This window comes from Pseudomaricurvus sp. ABR4_320, assembly GCF_056159445.1.
This window is the reverse complement of sequence record NZ_JBSWVF010000006.1, coordinates 314,531-330,232: the sequence shown is the minus strand read 5'-3', so window position 1 is coordinate 330,232 and position 15,702 is coordinate 314,531. Positions and strand designations below refer to the sequence as shown.

Below are 15,702 nucleotides of genomic sequence, written 5' to 3'. Positions count from 1 at the left end.
GGAGCCTTTATGACGCCGGAATAAGCAGCCTCTGACCTACGCGGATGGTGCTGCTGCTTAATTGATTAAGTTGTTGGATCTGTTTGACGCTGACATCGTATTGTTGTGCGATGCCGCTGAGTGTATCACCCCTGGCAGTAATATGCGTACGACTGCCTCCTGCGGTCGGCAACTGCGCGGTCGGGGACAGCGTCCTGCCACCATTTTTTACCCACGCGACGTAAGTCCCTGCCGGTGGAACTCGCTCAAAATGCGTTTTTATCCCCTCGACCAGTGACTTTGCCAGTTTGCGCCGGTAGGCCGAGCTGTTAAGTCTTGCCGCTTCGTCCGGGTTGGAAATAAAGCCGGTTTCCACAAGAATGCTGGGCACATCCGGCGATTTCAGAACGGCGAAGCCAGCTTGTTCCACACGACTGCGATGCAATTTTGCAATCCCGCCCATGGATTTCAAAACGTCCTCTCCCACCTGCAGGCTCGACGCAAGCGTTGCTGTCATCGACAAATCAACCAGCACCCCCTGCAAGACGACGTCTTTATCGCCTAAGGAAACCCCGCCAACACCACCAATCAAATCGGCTTCATTTTCCTGCTCAGCCAAGAAGCGAGCCATTTCACTGGTTGCCCCATGACGCGACAACGCAAACACCGAGGCACCTTTCGCCTGCGGACTGGTAAAAGCATCTGCATGAATAGAGACAAACAAATCCGCCCGCTTACGTCGGGCGATATTACGTCTTTCACGCAGAGGAATGTAATAGTCCCCGGTTCGAACCAGCTCGGCTTTATAGCCTTTTTCTCGATTGACCAGCGTCGCCAGCTCCTTGGCGATGGACATGACAACGTCTTTTTCGCGCAGACGCCGCGATCCAAACTTTGGACCCAAGGCCCCAGGATCCTCACCTCCATGACCCGCATCAATGGCGATCACAATATCTCGCTGACCACTGTCTAGCGTCACAACCTCCCGAGCGGGGGCGGTTTTCGCCACTGCCCCCTTATCGTACAAATCGACAACCAGGCGATCATTCATTTCCCCGTGCTTTGCCAAGAAGAAGCTCTTGGGCCTGACATCCGCGCGCAAATCGAGCACAACACGCAAGTCAGATCCGTTCCTTACACCGCTGCGCACGGCAGATACCGGGGTATTATCCAGCGGAAGGCCTGCCAGTTTGGTTACCAAATTTGCCTTTTTAAGGTCGAGAACGAGACGACTGGGATTATCGAGAGAAAACATGTGATGCTGAATCGGGCCATCCAAATCGAACACCAGGCGCGTGTGATCTGGCGCACGCCATAAACGCACACTGTCGACATCGACGGCCTGGGCCACTGAGCCGACGAGCATTAAGCACAGCAGCGACAAAAACGACCAAAATTTTTGAGAGGTCAACTGATTGTGAATAGTCTGTGTAGATGACATGCCTGATATTACGCCTTACTGCCTTTTTGTAAGCGGATTCAATTCCCGAAAAAACCTGTCTATATATTAACCATCGTCAACTTTTACCAAACACGCAAATCCTTGTCACGCTAGCCAAATGATTCCGACAAATGCTGCTGCATAATCGGAAGCACCCTGTCACCGACAGGAGTTCCACTTTCAACTCTCAGAATCCGGCATACATCATCGCCTATGGTTTGCGGTGCCAAATGCACGGTCAAATCAGGCTCAGGAAGAAAACCACTGCCGCGATCTGGCCATTCCACGAGACAAATGGCACTGCCCTCAAAATAGTCACGGATTCCGATATACTCCAACTCTTCGGGATCCCCCAATCGATAAAGGTCGAAGTGGTAAACCGTTCGACGGACGAAATCATAAGGTTCGACGAGAGTATAGGTCGGAGATTTAACGGGACCTGAATGACCGAAGGCTTGCAGCAGTCCACAACAAAAGGTCGTCTTGCCCGCACCGAGGTTTCCCTGCAAAAAAACAGTGGCACCAGAATCATCAGGCAAACTGTTGCCAAGACAGTACCCGGCAGTAATGGTGGCGCGTTCATCATTGAGTCGACGTTCTAGGGACATCTCTTCACCCACAGTGGTTCAGTATCTGCTGCAAAGGTCCAAATAGATCGGTGGCTAGCATACCCCTCTGCCCAGACTCTGCAGCGACTCGATCAGCGGCCGCGCCGTGAACCGCCGCTCCCAGGCGGGACGCCAGGTTTGGCTCCAACCCTTGAGCCATTAAACCGCCGATAATGCCACTCAGCACATCGCCCATGCCGCCTGTGGCCATTCCAGGGTTACCGGTCACATTGACACTCACTCCCTGCTCCCCGGCGATCAGGGTTCCAGCACCTTTGAGCAGCACGTTGCCCCGGTATCTCTTCTGCAATTCAATCGCAGCAGAAAACCGATCACGCGAGATATCTTCAGTTGATTGATTCAACAGCCGAGCAGCCTCTCCCGGATGCGGAGTCAATACCCAATCATCTCGCAGCAGGCTGTCTTTATCTGTGAGCGCGGCAAATAGGTTTAAGCCATCCGCATCGACCACCATTGGCTTTTTGGAACGCAATACCGCCATAAGCAACTGCTCTGACCAACTGCTGCGACCAAGTCCTGGTCCGATAACGACAACAGAGGCTTTATCCAACAAGGGCTGCAGCTCTTGGCTTCGAGAGACACCCAGACACATCACTTCAGGGCGACGCACCAGCATAGCGGTGACGTGCTCCTGCCGAGTTGCCACGGACACCAGGCCTGCGCCGGCTCTCGCTGCCGCCTCTGCCGCCATCATTGCCGCACCGCCGAAGCCATGATCACCGCCAACCACCAGGACATGGCCAAAATCACCTTTATGCGCGTCGGCGTGTCGCTGTGGAAATTCCTCTAATAAATCGAAGAGATCATTTCGAGTGACTCCGTGCTGCGCTGCAGCCTGCAATAGATGAGCAGGCACACCAAGATCTGCATAAACCAAATCGCCACAGCAGGCGGGACCTCGCCCCGTAAACAGCCCTCGCTTCAGCCCGATAAAGCTCACGGTAACCTGCGCCGTTACGGCCACCCCCAGCTCAATCCCCGTATCGGCACACAGACCAGAGGGTATATCCACCGCAAGCACGGGTAAGCCAGAGCGGTTTAACGCTTCGATGACGGTGCGATACGCTGGCCTGACCTCGCCTTGTAATCCCGTGCCTAACAGGGCGTCTACAACAATACCACGCAGGCGTACCCCTTCGGCATAAGGCTGCATAACAACCCCTTCCTGGCGGGCAAATCCATAAGCCAACGCGGCATCACCTCGTAAAGACTCTGGGTCACTCAAGAAAACCACATTGACGGGCAAGCGCCGCTGCGCTGCCAGTCCGGCGATGATGTATCCATCACCAGCATTATTACCCGCGCCGCACAACACTGTGATTTCTTCCACGGAACCCCAGCGCTGAATCAGTTCCTCCAAGGCGGCGCGACCGGCACGCTTCATCAGCACAATGCCAGGTATTCCCTCCTCCTCGATCGCGGAACGATCCATTTCGCGCACCTGTTCAGCGGTGAACAGAGCATCGGGCAGCGCACTGGCGCTAGAGGTTGTTTCCAGAGAAGTCATCAGGTAGGCTCGGTCAAAATCTGTGCAGCGGAATTATACGTAAGTCTCCAGCGAGTCATACCCCTTTGTTTCGCTTGAAGTAATTGTTTCTCTGCTGACGAAGGTTCATCCATCACGACCATAAAAGACACGCCCGTGCTACCCGAATCCTCTCCCTGGTCAGCGAACTTTCTGGACGCTCTTTGGCAAGACATTCAACGCTGGAGCCGTGAACTCGGCTTTCAACAAGTTGGTATAAGCGATGGCAATCTGGATAGCGAGCGGGAGCGGCTCGAATACTGGCTGGACCAGGGCTATCAGGGAGACATGCTGTGGCTCGGCGAGCACATCGAAAAGCGTCTGCAGCCGCCACTTTTAGTGCCCGATTGCAAACGGGTGATCTCACTGCGCATGGATTATCTGCCAGAAGACACGCGCCAAATCGAAGTTTTGAAATCGCCCTCCAAGGCGTATATTTCGCGCTATGCTCTGGGAAGAGACTACCACCGACTGATACGCAAGCGACTGGCAAAGCTGGCTCAGCAGATTGAGCAGGCGGCACTGAAAGAAGCTGCAGGTTGTGACATTCAGCAGAGGCCTTTCGTTGACAGCGCACCGGTATTGGAGCGCCCCTTGGCGGAAAAAGCCGGCCTCGGCTGGATTGGCAAGCACACTCTCCTGCTGCACCCTAAAGCTGGCAGCTGGTTTTTCCTCGGTGAAGTAATGACGAACCTTCCTCTGCCGCTCACGGAAACACCGCTGATCAACCGATGCGGTGAATGCGTCGCTTGCTTGAAAATTTGTCCAACCGACGCCTTTCCGCGCCCCTATGAATTGGATGCCCGTCGTTGTATTTCCTATCTGACCATCGAAAACAAAGGCCCGATTCCTGAAGAATTTCGCGAGCCTATAGGCAATCGTGTATTCGGCTGCGACGACTGCCAGGCGATCTGTCCGTGGAACCGTTACGCCTCCCCAACCCAGGAGTCAGATTTTTCGCCACGCCACCAACTCGACTCCAGCGAACTGTCATCACTGTTTCTCTGGAGCGAAGACGAATTCCTCCGCTACACAGAAGGCTCAGCCATACGCCGAGTTGGTCACGAACGCTGGCTGCGAAATCTCGCCATCGGGCTTGGCAACGCTCCCACCAGTGAGGATGCCATAGACGCCTTGAATCAACGTCGCGAGCACCCGTCAGAGCTTGTGCGCGAACATGTCGAGTGGGCGCTCAACCAACAGTCCACCCCAAACCGTAAACGGCGTCGTAAACTGCGCCGCACGCATTCCGTATCCAACTCAGGAGATTCTCGTGCCCCCTAGTCCACATTGGCGCGAAGCCTTTGACATTAAAATACCCACAAGCCGCCATCCAGACATCAGACGATTGAAACAACAAACCCCGAAAGCTCAACTGCATGGCGGCAAAGTCTGGAACGCCAGCCTGGTTCTCATGGATTACCTGGAAGAATTTCCCTTTTCCGCAGATGCCCACATTCTCGAAATCGGCTGTGGCTGGGGTACGGCCTCGGTTTACTGCGCCACACAAGGCGCCGCAAGAATAGTGGCGCTGGATGCAGATGCCGCTGTGCTACCTTACCTGGATGTGCAGGCGGCAATGAATGACGTGGAGATTGATTCCATCGCCATGGATATCGCCGACTTAACGGTTGAACAGCTGGAGATGTTTGACCTCATCATCGGCACGGACATCTGTTTTTGGCCGGAACAAGAAACCCTGCTGGAAAATCTGATCGACAAAGCTCTGCAGGCCAAGGTTCCTAGGTTGGTCTTTACGGATCCCGGACGCCCGAACTTTCGCAACCTTGTTGAAAGAATCAGCCCTCACCTAAACTGTCGCTTCACTGACTGGAGTGTGCCTGCGCCTCACAATTGCTGGGGACTTGTGCTGGATATCAGCGCAGGCGCAGAAGAAATGTTACTTGCAACTACGGCCGAATAAACGTCGCGCGATAGTGTTTGAGCTCAGCAATCGAATCGCGGATGTCATCCAGCGCCAAGTGACTGCTGGTTTTTGAAAAGCCTTCCAGCACGGTCGGCTTCCAGCGACGAGCGAGCTCTTTCAAGGTGCTCACGTCCAAATTACGATAATGGAAAAAGGCTTCTAGGTCGGGCATGTATCTCGCCAGAAAGCGGCGATCCTGACAGATGGAATTGCCGCACATGGGCGATTTCCCTTTGGGCACCCAATGGCGTAAGAACTCCAGAGTATCTCGCTCCGCCTTACCGGTATCGACATCACTGGAGAGTACTCGAGACGTCAACCCTGAATTGCCGTGTTGGTTAGTGTTCCATTCGTCCATAGCCTGCATCCGCGCTTCGCTTTGGCGAATTGCGTAGACCGGCCCTTCTGCCAAGGTGTTTAACTGTGCGTCTGTTACAATTGTGGCAATTTCAATAATGACATCGTGCTCGGGAGAGAGCCCTGTCATTTCCAGATCAATCCAAATCAGATTGTCTTCCTTTATTGTTTTGCTGCTCATAGGCTCCCTTTCCACTAAAATGTCGTCATCATCTACTCTCTATCATAGCGCCATGCCGACCATAAACCCATGCTTACCTCACTATGAGTAAACGCAAACTCACTCGCCGTCAGGCTTGGCGAATCCAAAAGATCCAGGATGAACGCCGCCGCCGGGCTGAAAAGCAACAAGCGACCGACGTCGATTTGCCAGAAGACGCGACCTTAGGTGAAGAACAAACCGGCGTGGTCATCTCTCATTTTGGCACACAAGTAGAAGTCGAAGCCGTTACGCTGGAAAATAATCGGATAGTCGGGCGTCAGGGCAAGGCCCACCGCTGTCATTTGCGAGCAAACCTTGGCGGAGTCGTGACCGGAGACCGAGTCAGTTGGCGCGCCGGCCAACCCATTGGCGTCATCGAAGCCGTTCTCCCTCGCGACTCCCAACTGTCACGACCGGATCCCTATGGCGATATGAAAACCATCGCCGCCAACATCGATCACATTTATATCGTGATCGCCGCCTACCCAGAACCTGTTTCACATTGGCTGGACCGCTACCTGGTCGCCGCTGAAACTCTCGGAATTGCCTGTACCATAGTGCTGAATAAAACGGATCGAATCACCGTCGACAATCGACCGGTTCTTTCTGCAATGTGCGAACAATATCGTTCGCTGGGCTATCCCTGGTTAAGCATTTCCGCCAAAACCAGTACAGGTATGGCCGAATTGGAAAAACAGCTGGAGGGATCAACCAATATTTTTGTCGGACAGTCTGGCGTAGGGAAATCGTCGCTGATCGCGAAACTGTTGCCGGATGAAGAATTGCGAATTGGAGAAGTCTCCGAAGCGACACAAAAAGGCACCCACACAACAACGGCAGCAAGACTTTATCATTTCGCGGGCGGAGGCAGCTTGATTGATTCACCCGGAATTCGAGAGTTCGGCCTCTGGCATATGAACAAAGATCAGGTTTTGGAAGGCTTTCGTGAGTTCAGGAACCATCTGGGACTCTGTAAATTCAGAGATTGCGCCCATGAATCTGATCCTGGCTGCGCTATTCAACAAGCACTAACTGACGGTAAAATTTCCAGGAACAGATACGAAAGCTATTGCCGGATTCTAGATTCCATTGTTGAAAAATAGTGCAAAAAAATAGGCCGCCGCCCAAAGCGACAGCCTACTTACATTCAAAAAAATGAACGGCTTTTTTAGGTTAGAAGGTATAAGCGACACCGATGGAGTAGTAATCGATGTCGACGTCAATATCATCTAGATCAAACATTTCATACTCTGCTCTGACCGCAAAGGATCCTAATTGAACTTTTGCGCCTACACCATACGCGGGATCTGTTCCTGAATCGGATGTATCCGCTTCAAAGCTTGAAACGTCACTGTCCCAATCGATAACACCGACCTTACCGAAAAGACCTACCGGTCCGATATTAAACCCAGCCAGACCAAAGACTGACAATGCGTCTGCATCTAGTGATATGGTTCCCAACTCACCGAAGGACTGCTCTTGTGATCCAAAATCAACGTAGCCAGCTTCAACAGCCAGGTCGATCATAGGCAAAAGACCAAGATTAAAACCGACAAACCCCTTCCACGCCGTATCGTCATCACTGAAATCTATATCGTCAAAATTATCGATATCTGGGTTGCTATCGTTATAATCGACGTCAGCATTACCAAATGACCCCCCGACATACAAACCAGTATCTTTCCCCGCCATCGCATAAAACGGAGTTCCAGCCAAGGCACAAGCCAACACCAACCCTTGTAATTTTTTCATAATTAACATCTCCCTAGATAAAATTTGCAATTTTTTATGCCGGGTCTACCGATATCCCTGAGATAAAGAGCAGCACTGGCAGGCTTTATGACATTGAAATTGTTAAAACGCCAAAGGCTCTTTGATCACGGAGCAAAAATGAAACCACCTTTGGAAAAACGTTGATATTCGCTGAGAGCGTACCCATATTACGCTGAATCTATTACCTATTAAGACACCATTTAGATCAATTTGATTCCGTCAAAAAGATTGGAGCCTTAAAAATTAATAAGTAACGCACGAATAAAATGAGTGAAGTGGCATCGTATTGACCATGTTGTTTTTACTCGCGACACACAGCGGCCAATTTGTTAGGACGGACAAAACATCACAGAGGGAAGCTGGCGTTTAATGCTGCAATAGAGGTTATAGATATTTATGGTAAAGTTTTCATTACTCGACCTCTGCCCGGTGGCAGAAGGCAGCTCTTTTAGCGACACCTTTGCAAAATCACGAGAACTGGCTCAACACGCGGAAGCCTGGGGCTATCATCGCTACTGGCTTGCGGAACACCACAATATGCCCGGTATCGCCAGTGCGGCAACATCCGTGGTAATTGGTAATATCGCAGAAGCAACACATTCTATTCGAGTCGGTTCCGGCGGCGTCATGCTACCGAACCACTCGCCACTGGCCATTGCCGAGCAGTTCGGCACCTTAGCGGCATTGTACCCAAACCGAATTGATCTCGGACTTGGGCGCGCGCCCGGCACCGATGGCGCAACGTCACGGGCATTGCGTAGAGACGCAATGTTGGCAGCAGAAAATTTTCCTGACGATGTTAGAGAACTCTTAGCGCTCTTGGGCGATGCCAAGCCCGGACAACAAATCACTGCGGTTCCTGGCGTCGGCTCTCTCGTACCCGTCTGGATATTAGGTTCAAGCACATTCGGTGCGCGCTTGGCGGCAGAATACGGCTTACCCTATGCGTTCGCCTCGCATTTCGCGCCTGCAGATCTGACCGCAGCCCTCAGAATTTACAGAGAATATTTCAAGCCATCACCTTACCTGCAGAAACCATATGTGATGCTCGGCTTTACCATTATCGCAGCAGATTCTGATGCCGAGGCAAACTATTTGGCCAGCTCGATGATGCAGTCTTTTGTACAATTACGACGCGGCAAACCCGGCAAGCTACAAGCTCCTATAGAAAATTTTCAGGACACCCTGAGCCCTTCGGAACAACATATGTTGCGCAGTGTTTTTCAATGTTCAGCAATTGGCGGAATAGACAGTGTCAAACATGGCGTACAACAATTTTTAGACACCACTCAAGCTGACGAACTCATGATTACCGGCAGCGTCTTTGAACACAAAAGAAGATTGAATTCTTTTCAGATGGCAGCAGACATATGTAATAGCCTTGTTGATAGGCAGGAACTATGAACGCCAGTAAACTGCTGTAAACAATACAAAAATTGTCAACAGTTCGAGCCGTCCTAATAACATGGCTACGGCCAGAATCCATTTTGCGCTATCCGGCAATGGCGCAAAATTTCCCGCTGGACCAATGATCTCACCCAAACCCGGACCAACATTTGTCAATGCGGTTGCAGCGCCTGTAAATGCAGTTAGAAAATCCACACCAATTGCCGCCAATATTAATGTTGTTGCGGCCAGTGTAAGGAAAAACAAAAATGAAAAAGCAATTGCCGACGCAATAATGTCCGATTGCACCGTCTTACCATTAAACTGAATCGCGTAAATCCCACGGGGGTGCATTAACTTGCGGAACTGTTCGGTTAAAAAATAAAACGACAATTGAAAACGAAATATTTTCATGCCTCCGCTGGTGGAGCCAGAACACCCCCCAATAAACGTCACCATAAAAAAGAGCGCGATACTGAACTGCCCCCACAATGTGTAATCTGCAGAAGCGTAGCCTGTCGTTGTAATCACCGATGCAATGTTAAACGCAGCTTGGGTTAATGCCGTAAATACTGGCATTTCTCCAGACATCACCAAGTCGATCGTCAGCAGCAACACAATGCCAATGACGATTAACAAAAATCCTTTGACCTGTTCATCATTAAAACTATTGCGATTTCTGTAGACAAGAATTCGTAGAAAATAGGTAAATGGCATACCGCCAATCAACATAAATATCGTCGCGATCCAAAGAATTGCACTGTTAAAGCGTCCCATGGAACTATCGTCGGTCGCGTATCCTCCGGTCGACACCGTTGTCATCGCGTGGTTAATTGCATCGAAGATCGTCATACCGGCGACCCAATAACAGGTAGCGCACAACACCGTCATGGAAAAATAGATAGCCAGTAGAGAGCGAGCAAGCGATTGAATTCTCGGCATAGATTTGTCGGACCAATCCGACGATTCCGTTTTAAAGAGCCGCATGCCACCAACGCGCAAAAACGGTAGAATCGCAACCGCCATACCAATAACGCCAAGTCCGCCAATCCACTGCAACAATGAGCGCCAAAGCAACACGCTACGAGGCTTATCTTGGAGACCTGAGATGACTGTAGACCCTGTCGTCGTGATCCCCGAAACTGATTCAAACACCGCGTCGGTGATGCCAAGATCCAAATTACAGAGAAAAAGAGGAACCGCACCAATCACTGACAGTAATACCCACCCACTGGTGGTTAACAGATAGAGCTGTCGCGAACTGAGAGAAAAATCAATCGGTCGCAGAAAAACGACCAATAGCAAGCCCAAGGAAACGGTGATTTCCGTCGAGAGAAGAAACGGTCGAAATTCTGGGTCGTGATGTAATCCCGCGTATACTGTGGGGATCAACATCAACACGGCCATCATCAGGCACAACAGACCACAAATATAAAAAACCGGATTGTAGATCCTTAACATGTCATAAAAATCCGACACCGGGAAACCCAGTCCCCCACTTACGAACGCCTACTGAAGGCTCTCACGCCAAGAGTAAGCAAATACCAGCAGCGCGATAGTAACCTATTCAGCCGTCTGCCGCCCCTTCTCACCGTGCATTCCCTCTCTTCAACCGTTAGGATAGCGCCCGAAACGATAGCGCGAACGTTCAGGATTTCTGACGTAAGGCCATTGCATTGCGCCGATGGTTCAATGCAAAGCCTCCGCCATAAGCATCGGTCGAAAAACGTGCTTTAGGTAGCCTCAATGAAGGCGACTATCATGTTTCAAATACTCTCAAGAACTCACTGAGGTCAACTGTGAAAAGACTATGTGTGTATTGCGGCTCGAGCAGCGGCCGCAATCCTCTCTACCAAGAGGCGGCTAAATCGCTGGCTAAGGCCTGTCTGCAGCAGGACTTGGGCCTGATCTACGGCGGTGCTCGTGTGGGTCTGATGGGTACTCTGGCCGACACTTTGCTGGCAGGCGGGGGCCAGATCATCGGGATCATTCCCAAGTCGCTGCAGGAAAAGGAAATAGCACACACCGAACTCACTCGCCTGGAAATTGTCGATTCTATGCACGAGCGCAAAGCTCGAATGGAAGAGCTGGCAGATGGATTCATCGCGCTCCCTGGCGGCATGGGCACCCTTGATGAAATGTTCGAAATTCTGACCTGGGCGCAACTTGGGCTCCATCAAAAGCCTTGTGGATTGCTCAATATCAATCACTATTTCGATGGCCTGATCAATTTTCTCGATCACAGCGTAGAAGAGGGGTTTGTTCGGGCTGAGCATAAAGAGTATTTGCTGGTCGAGAGCCAGCCAGAGAGGCTGCTCGAGCGCATGCAGTCGTTCTCACCCCCAAATGTCACCAAATGGATTGGACGAAAAGAAATATGAGAGAAGGTCACCGCTCTGGTCGCCTATCAGGCGCTACCGTCTTAGGGCTCGGGTTAATCATTGGATTGGGCATCTTAGGCTGGCTGCTAGGAAACGCCGCATTATCAGTGAAATCCCTCGAGCGCAGTGTCACCGTGAAAGGACTGGCAGAGCGCGAAGTCAATGCCAACATCGTAATTTGGCCAATCCAATTTAATGCCGCCAGCAATAATCTGACAGAGCTCTACAAAGTGCTGGATGACCAGCGGACGGAAATTGAGGCTTTCCTAAGATCAGAAGGGATAACCGCCGAGGAAATATCTTCCGCCTCGCCATCGATTACCGACAAATCTGCTCAGCAATACGGCGGAGGCTCGCGGGCAGAATTTCGGTATACCGGCTCGCAAATCGTTACGGTTTACTCTCGGGAGGTGGCCAAAACCAGAGCTGTCATGGGCAAGCTGCCGGATTTAGGTAAACAGGGAATTGTGTTCAGCGGCAACGATTATTCCGCCCAAACTCAATATCTATTTACCGAACTCAACACCATCAAACCTCAGATGGTTGAAGAAGCTACACGCAATGCGCGGGAAGTAGCACAAAAATTTGCGGCTGATTCGGACAGCAAATTGGGGAAAATTCGCCGAGCCTCTCAAGGACAGTTCAGTATTACTAACCGAGATTCCAGCAACCCTCAAATCAAACAGGTTCGCGTCGTCTCAACCATCGAATACTACTTGTCTGATTGAACGAGATTAACTCTGACGTTCGAACATAACTTGCCCGCAAGACTGGCAATCGGTAACGTGGCCGATTACAGCCGCCATCGGATTATTGGAGTTGTCCATGACTTTGCCGCTTTTACTGGAATCAGAAGAACTTTTTAACGCACTTGAATCAGGCATCAAAGGCGACCTGCTCATTGTCGATCTCTGCAATCCACAGATCTTTCAGAAAGGTCATTTACCCGACGCGGTACATGTATCTCCACAGCAGTTGGTCGGTGGCGCACCGCCAGCTCCCGGAAAAATCGCACCTCTCGACAGCTTGGAGGTTTTGTTTAACTACCTCGGCCTGAAAGAAGATACCCATGTTGTCGTTTACGACGACGAAGGCGGTGGTTGGGCGGGTCGCTTTATCTGGACCTTGGATGCCATCGGCCATTCCCACTACTCGTATTTAAACGGCGGAATACGTGCTTGGCATGACGCGGGCCTACCGCTTAGCCAAACAACAACACGACGCGAGCCTGTCGTCAGAGCATTAACGCTTAATCGAGATGTTGTTGTCGAAGCAGAGGATATCATTGGCTGGCTGGAAAAAGAGAACTTTGTCGTCTGGGACGCACGCACACCGGAGGAATATCGGGGTGACAAAGTACTGGCGGAGAGAGGCGGCCATATCCCGGGGGCGATTAACTGCGAATGGACATCGATGATGGATCCAAACCGCGCCTTGCGCATTCGTGAAGACGCTCAAATTAAACTGCGGGAACTAGGATTTGATCGCAATCAATTGATTGTTACCCACTGCCAAAGCCATCATCGCTCTGGTTTTACCTACCTTTTAGGAAAAATCCTCGGGTTTAATATTCGCGGATACCACGGCTCCTGGAGCGAATGGGGCAACCGGCCTGACACGCCTGTTGAGCGCTAATACATCAGAGACCTATTGTCGGAAACACCATGAAAACCCAACTCTTTATCTGGCTGCAATATGTGCTGCCACAACACCTGCTGTCCCGCGTAACGGGATATCTCGCCAACTCTCGACAAAGCTGGGTTAAAAAAACGTTTATTCACTGGTTCGCCAAACGATATCGCGTAGATATGAGCGAAGCGGTGGAAGAAAATCTGGACGCCTACCCAACCTTTAATGATTTTTTTACTCGTGCAATAAAGCCGCAACTGCGTCCTGTTACGCCCGGAGAAAGCGTCATTTGTTCGCCCGCGGATGGCGTTGTGAGCCAAGCCGGGAACATTTCCAAAGGGCGGATTTTTCAGGCTAAAGGACACGACTATAGCTTGTCGGACTTACTGGGCGGATCGGCAAATACCGCTGAAGATTTCGATGAAGGAAAATTCGCGGTCATTTACCTCTCACCCAAAGATTATCACCGAGTTCATATGCCTGCCACGGGGACTCTTAGGTCTATGACTTACGTGCCGGGCAAGCTGTTTTCTGTGAACGAAGCGACCACCCGCCATGTACCCTCATTATTTGCCCGCAATGAGCGCCTGGTATGTATCTTTGATACCGCCCATGGTCCGATGGCAGTTATTTTAGTCGGCGCGATGATCGTCGCAGGCATCGAAACAGTATGGGCAGGTCAGGTAGCTCCCGCATCGGGACAAATCCGAAAAACCGTTTACGGGCAAACGGGAGAAGAAAAGCCGAAGCTACTCAAAGGCGATGAGATGGGACGCTTCAAACTCGGCTCAACTGTCGTTGTTCTGTTTGGTAAGGATCAAATGCAATGGCTGAACTCTGTTTATTCAGGCTGTGCGCTTAAAATGGGAGAAACCATCGGCAACAGCACCCACTGAATTACGCAGCGGATAGCGATGACAGTGCCGTGGAAACTGGATCGTCAGCCACGGCTCTGATAGCACGGCTAATCCCGTCGCAGGAATGAGAAGAACCCCTTTTTCTTGGGTTTGGTTTCTGCAAAGAAGGCATCCCGGACTTTGGCGATGTCTAAATTGTAATGGCCCGCTTCGAGATCCTGAGTAATCTCAATTTTCGCAACTTCCTTTATGGTCTTCTTACCGGAATCGATCAACGCCTGTTTCTCACGATCATCGGCGGCTAAATCCAATAGCACGGGTTTGGGCAACGGCTGTTTATTTCCGTCCAACAGGATGATGACTTTGGGCTTAAGCCGCCGCTCAAAGTTCTGCTCGACCACCACCGCGACCTGGCCGGTACTCAGAGCAACGCAGGTGCCCGTTGGATAAAGCCCAATCGCTCGAATAAACTCGACGACCAACTCTTCTTGAAATTCGGTATCACGGATTTCATACAGCTTGGCAACGGCTTTGGAAGATGGCAAAGGATGGGAGCTGCCACGCGGATAGGTAATTTCATCATAGTAGGTGACGATACCTGCAATTTTCGCCAACAGAGGAATTTTATCGCCCTTCAACTGCTGTAAATAACCGCTGCCATCCACACGTTCCCGATGATTTTTGACGATAGAAACCACTCGCGGATCTGTTCCAGGTATTCCGCGAAGCATTTCAGCGCCATATTCGACAAACCGAAAATACTCCAACTGCTGCTCGCGAGATAAACCGATGTCGTAGCGAAGATCTTCAGATAATCGTAGACGACCAATGTCCTTCAATAGCACGCCCATCGTCAGAATCTGAAGATCTTTTACATTCAGTCCAATATGTCGACCTAAAAGGTTTGCCCATACAGCGCAACGCAGATCATGGCCATAAACATGATCGTCCTTGTCCTTGACTCGCGCCAGCCAAGAGAATGCGTCAGGGTTACGCAGGACACTGTCAACGATACCGGCACTCACCGGTTTGACATCTTCCATCGCCAGCGCACCCGTTTTTTGCATCGTGCTGATCAGCGACTCTAGTCGTTGTAGACAGTCCGTTTGCAACTGTTTGGCAGAGGTCATTTCCTCTTTAACTGGCGTCTTAGGTGGGTATTGGTCACGCTTGATAACGAGAGGGGCAACTAATGGCGCCGCATTGGAAACAGTTTCTCCAGCCCGAGGAACTTTTAGACTGGCGCCTTGAAGAGGATTCACTACCAGCGGCCTGGAGCCTTTGTTAACGTCTATATATACGAATTCGCAATGCATACGCAGCTGGCGAATCTCTTCGAGATTTCGAATATAAAATCCCTGTACCGGAAAAGGCGTCTGAGTCCAGGGGCGATCCAGCCCAGACACAAACATTCCAGTGGTCAGCTCATTTACACTCAGCTTGAATTGTTTTGCAGTCAAAACGCTTGTCTCGCGATCTCAATCCAGTTGTCGGGAACGTCGACGCCGTCATGGGTCTGGCTCCATTCCGTGTCGAAGACTGTCCCATATAGACATTCAAGAGCCTATACACGGATACGCCTCCTAAAGGATGAGTATAGTCGTGAAAACAAACTT

Annotated in this window: 15 protein-coding genes; 8 read left to right on the top strand and 7 right to left on the bottom strand. The window is 51.0% G+C overall.

Features of this window, described 5'->3' with window-relative positions; translation table 11 throughout:
* Positions 1–7 precede the first annotated feature (7 nt).
* The 3 genes from ACXAFR_RS14895 to ACXAFR_RS14885 all read right to left on the bottom strand — a co-directional run bounded on the left by ACXAFR_RS14895 (position 8) and on the right by ACXAFR_RS14885 (position 3,556).
* Positions 8–1,420: an N-acetylmuramoyl-L-alanine amidase gene (locus ACXAFR_RS14895; protein ID WP_475178246.1), complete on the bottom strand. Its 1,413-nt coding sequence runs from the start codon at positions 1,418–1,420 to the stop codon at positions 8–10.
* Positions 1,421–1,530: 110 nt separating this feature from the next.
* Positions 1,531–2,028 carry a tRNA (adenosine(37)-N6)-threonylcarbamoyltransferase complex ATPase subunit type 1 TsaE gene (gene tsaE / locus ACXAFR_RS14890; protein WP_475178244.1) on the bottom strand — a complete coding sequence of 166 codons (498 nt, stop codon included), beginning with the start codon at positions 2,026–2,028 and terminating at the stop codon, positions 1,531–1,533.
* A gap of 4 nt (positions 2,029–2,032) precedes the next feature.
* Positions 2,033–3,556, bottom strand: coding sequence for an NAD(P)H-hydrate dehydratase (locus tag ACXAFR_RS14885; RefSeq protein WP_475178242.1), 1,524 nt, complete (start codon positions 3,554–3,556; stop codon positions 2,033–2,035).
* A gap of 135 nt (positions 3,557–3,691) precedes the next feature.
* Here ACXAFR_RS14885 and queG point away from each other — a divergent pair, with 135 nt between their 5' ends.
* Positions 3,692–4,858: a tRNA epoxyqueuosine(34) reductase QueG gene (queG, locus tag ACXAFR_RS14880; protein WP_475178238.1), complete on the top strand. Its 1,167-nt coding sequence runs from the start codon at positions 3,692–3,694 to the stop codon at positions 4,856–4,858.
* The gene (locus ACXAFR_RS14875) at positions 4,848–5,498 is read left to right on the top strand and encodes a class I SAM-dependent methyltransferase (protein ID WP_475178237.1); all 651 of its coding nucleotides are present in this window, start codon (positions 4,848–4,850) and stop codon (positions 5,496–5,498) included. The genes queG and ACXAFR_RS14875 overlap by 11 nt, the downstream gene beginning before the upstream one ends.
* Here the strand turns inward: ACXAFR_RS14875 and orn are convergent.
* Entirely contained in the window at positions 5,485–6,039 is a 555-nt protein-coding gene (gene orn, locus ACXAFR_RS14870; RefSeq protein ID WP_475178234.1) for an oligoribonuclease, read from the bottom strand. The genes ACXAFR_RS14875 and orn overlap by 14 nt on opposite strands.
* An 83-nt stretch (positions 6,040–6,122) precedes the next feature.
* On the opposite strand from orn, the gene rsgA reads away from it, so the two are divergent.
* Positions 6,123–7,163, top strand: coding sequence for a small ribosomal subunit biogenesis GTPase RsgA (gene rsgA, locus ACXAFR_RS14865; RefSeq protein ID WP_475178233.1), 1,041 nt, complete (start codon positions 6,123–6,125; stop codon positions 7,161–7,163).
* Positions 7,164–7,233: 70 nt separating this feature from the next.
* Here the strand turns inward: rsgA and ACXAFR_RS14860 are convergent, their stop codons facing one another.
* Positions 7,234–7,812 carry an outer membrane beta-barrel protein gene (locus ACXAFR_RS14860; RefSeq protein ID WP_475178232.1) on the bottom strand — a complete coding sequence of 193 codons (579 nt, stop codon included), beginning with the start codon at positions 7,810–7,812 and terminating at the stop codon, positions 7,234–7,236.
* A 417-nt stretch (positions 7,813–8,229) separates the two neighbouring features.
* On the opposite strand from ACXAFR_RS14860, the gene ACXAFR_RS14855 reads away from it, so the two are divergent.
* The gene (locus ACXAFR_RS14855) at positions 8,230–9,237 is read left to right on the top strand and encodes an LLM class flavin-dependent oxidoreductase (RefSeq protein WP_475178230.1); all 1,008 of its coding nucleotides are present in this window, start codon (positions 8,230–8,232) and stop codon (positions 9,235–9,237) included.
* Here the strand turns inward: ACXAFR_RS14855 and ACXAFR_RS14850 are convergent.
* Positions 9,232–10,680: a TrkH family potassium uptake protein gene (locus tag ACXAFR_RS14850; RefSeq protein WP_475178227.1), complete on the bottom strand. Its 1,449-nt coding sequence runs from the start codon at positions 10,678–10,680 to the stop codon at positions 9,232–9,234. The two genes, ACXAFR_RS14855 and ACXAFR_RS14850, sit on opposite strands and share 6 nt — an antisense overlap.
* Before the next feature lie 338 nt (positions 10,681–11,018).
* Here ACXAFR_RS14850 and ACXAFR_RS14845 point away from each other — a divergent pair, with 338 nt between their 5' ends.
* The 4 genes from ACXAFR_RS14845 to asd all read left to right on the top strand — a co-directional run bounded on the left by ACXAFR_RS14845 (position 11,019) and on the right by asd (position 14,125).
* On the top strand, positions 11,019–11,600 hold the full coding sequence (locus ACXAFR_RS14845; protein WP_475178224.1) for an LOG family protein: 582 nt from the start codon (positions 11,019–11,021) through the stop codon (positions 11,598–11,600).
* Positions 11,597–12,328 (top strand): SIMPL domain-containing protein, encoded by a 732-nt coding sequence (locus tag ACXAFR_RS14840; RefSeq protein WP_475178222.1) that lies wholly within the window; start codon positions 11,597–11,599, stop codon positions 12,326–12,328. Before ACXAFR_RS14845 ends, ACXAFR_RS14840 begins: the two co-directional genes overlap by 4 nt.
* A 97-nt stretch (positions 12,329–12,425) precedes the next feature.
* The gene (locus tag ACXAFR_RS14835; RefSeq protein WP_475178221.1) at positions 12,426–13,235 is read left to right on the top strand and encodes a rhodanese-like domain-containing protein; all 810 of its coding nucleotides are present in this window, start codon (positions 12,426–12,428) and stop codon (positions 13,233–13,235) included.
* A 29-nt stretch (positions 13,236–13,264) separates the two neighbouring features.
* Complete coding sequence (asd, locus tag ACXAFR_RS14830; protein WP_475178219.1) at positions 13,265–14,125, top strand: archaetidylserine decarboxylase; 861 nt, start codon at positions 13,265–13,267, stop codon at positions 14,123–14,125.
* Between the two features lie 68 nt (positions 14,126–14,193).
* Here the strand turns inward: asd and ACXAFR_RS14825 are convergent, their stop codons facing one another.
* Complete coding sequence (locus ACXAFR_RS14825) at positions 14,194–15,546, bottom strand: HD-GYP domain-containing protein (protein WP_475178217.1); 1,353 nt, start codon at positions 15,544–15,546, stop codon at positions 14,194–14,196.
* Positions 15,547–15,702 lie beyond the last annotated feature (156 nt).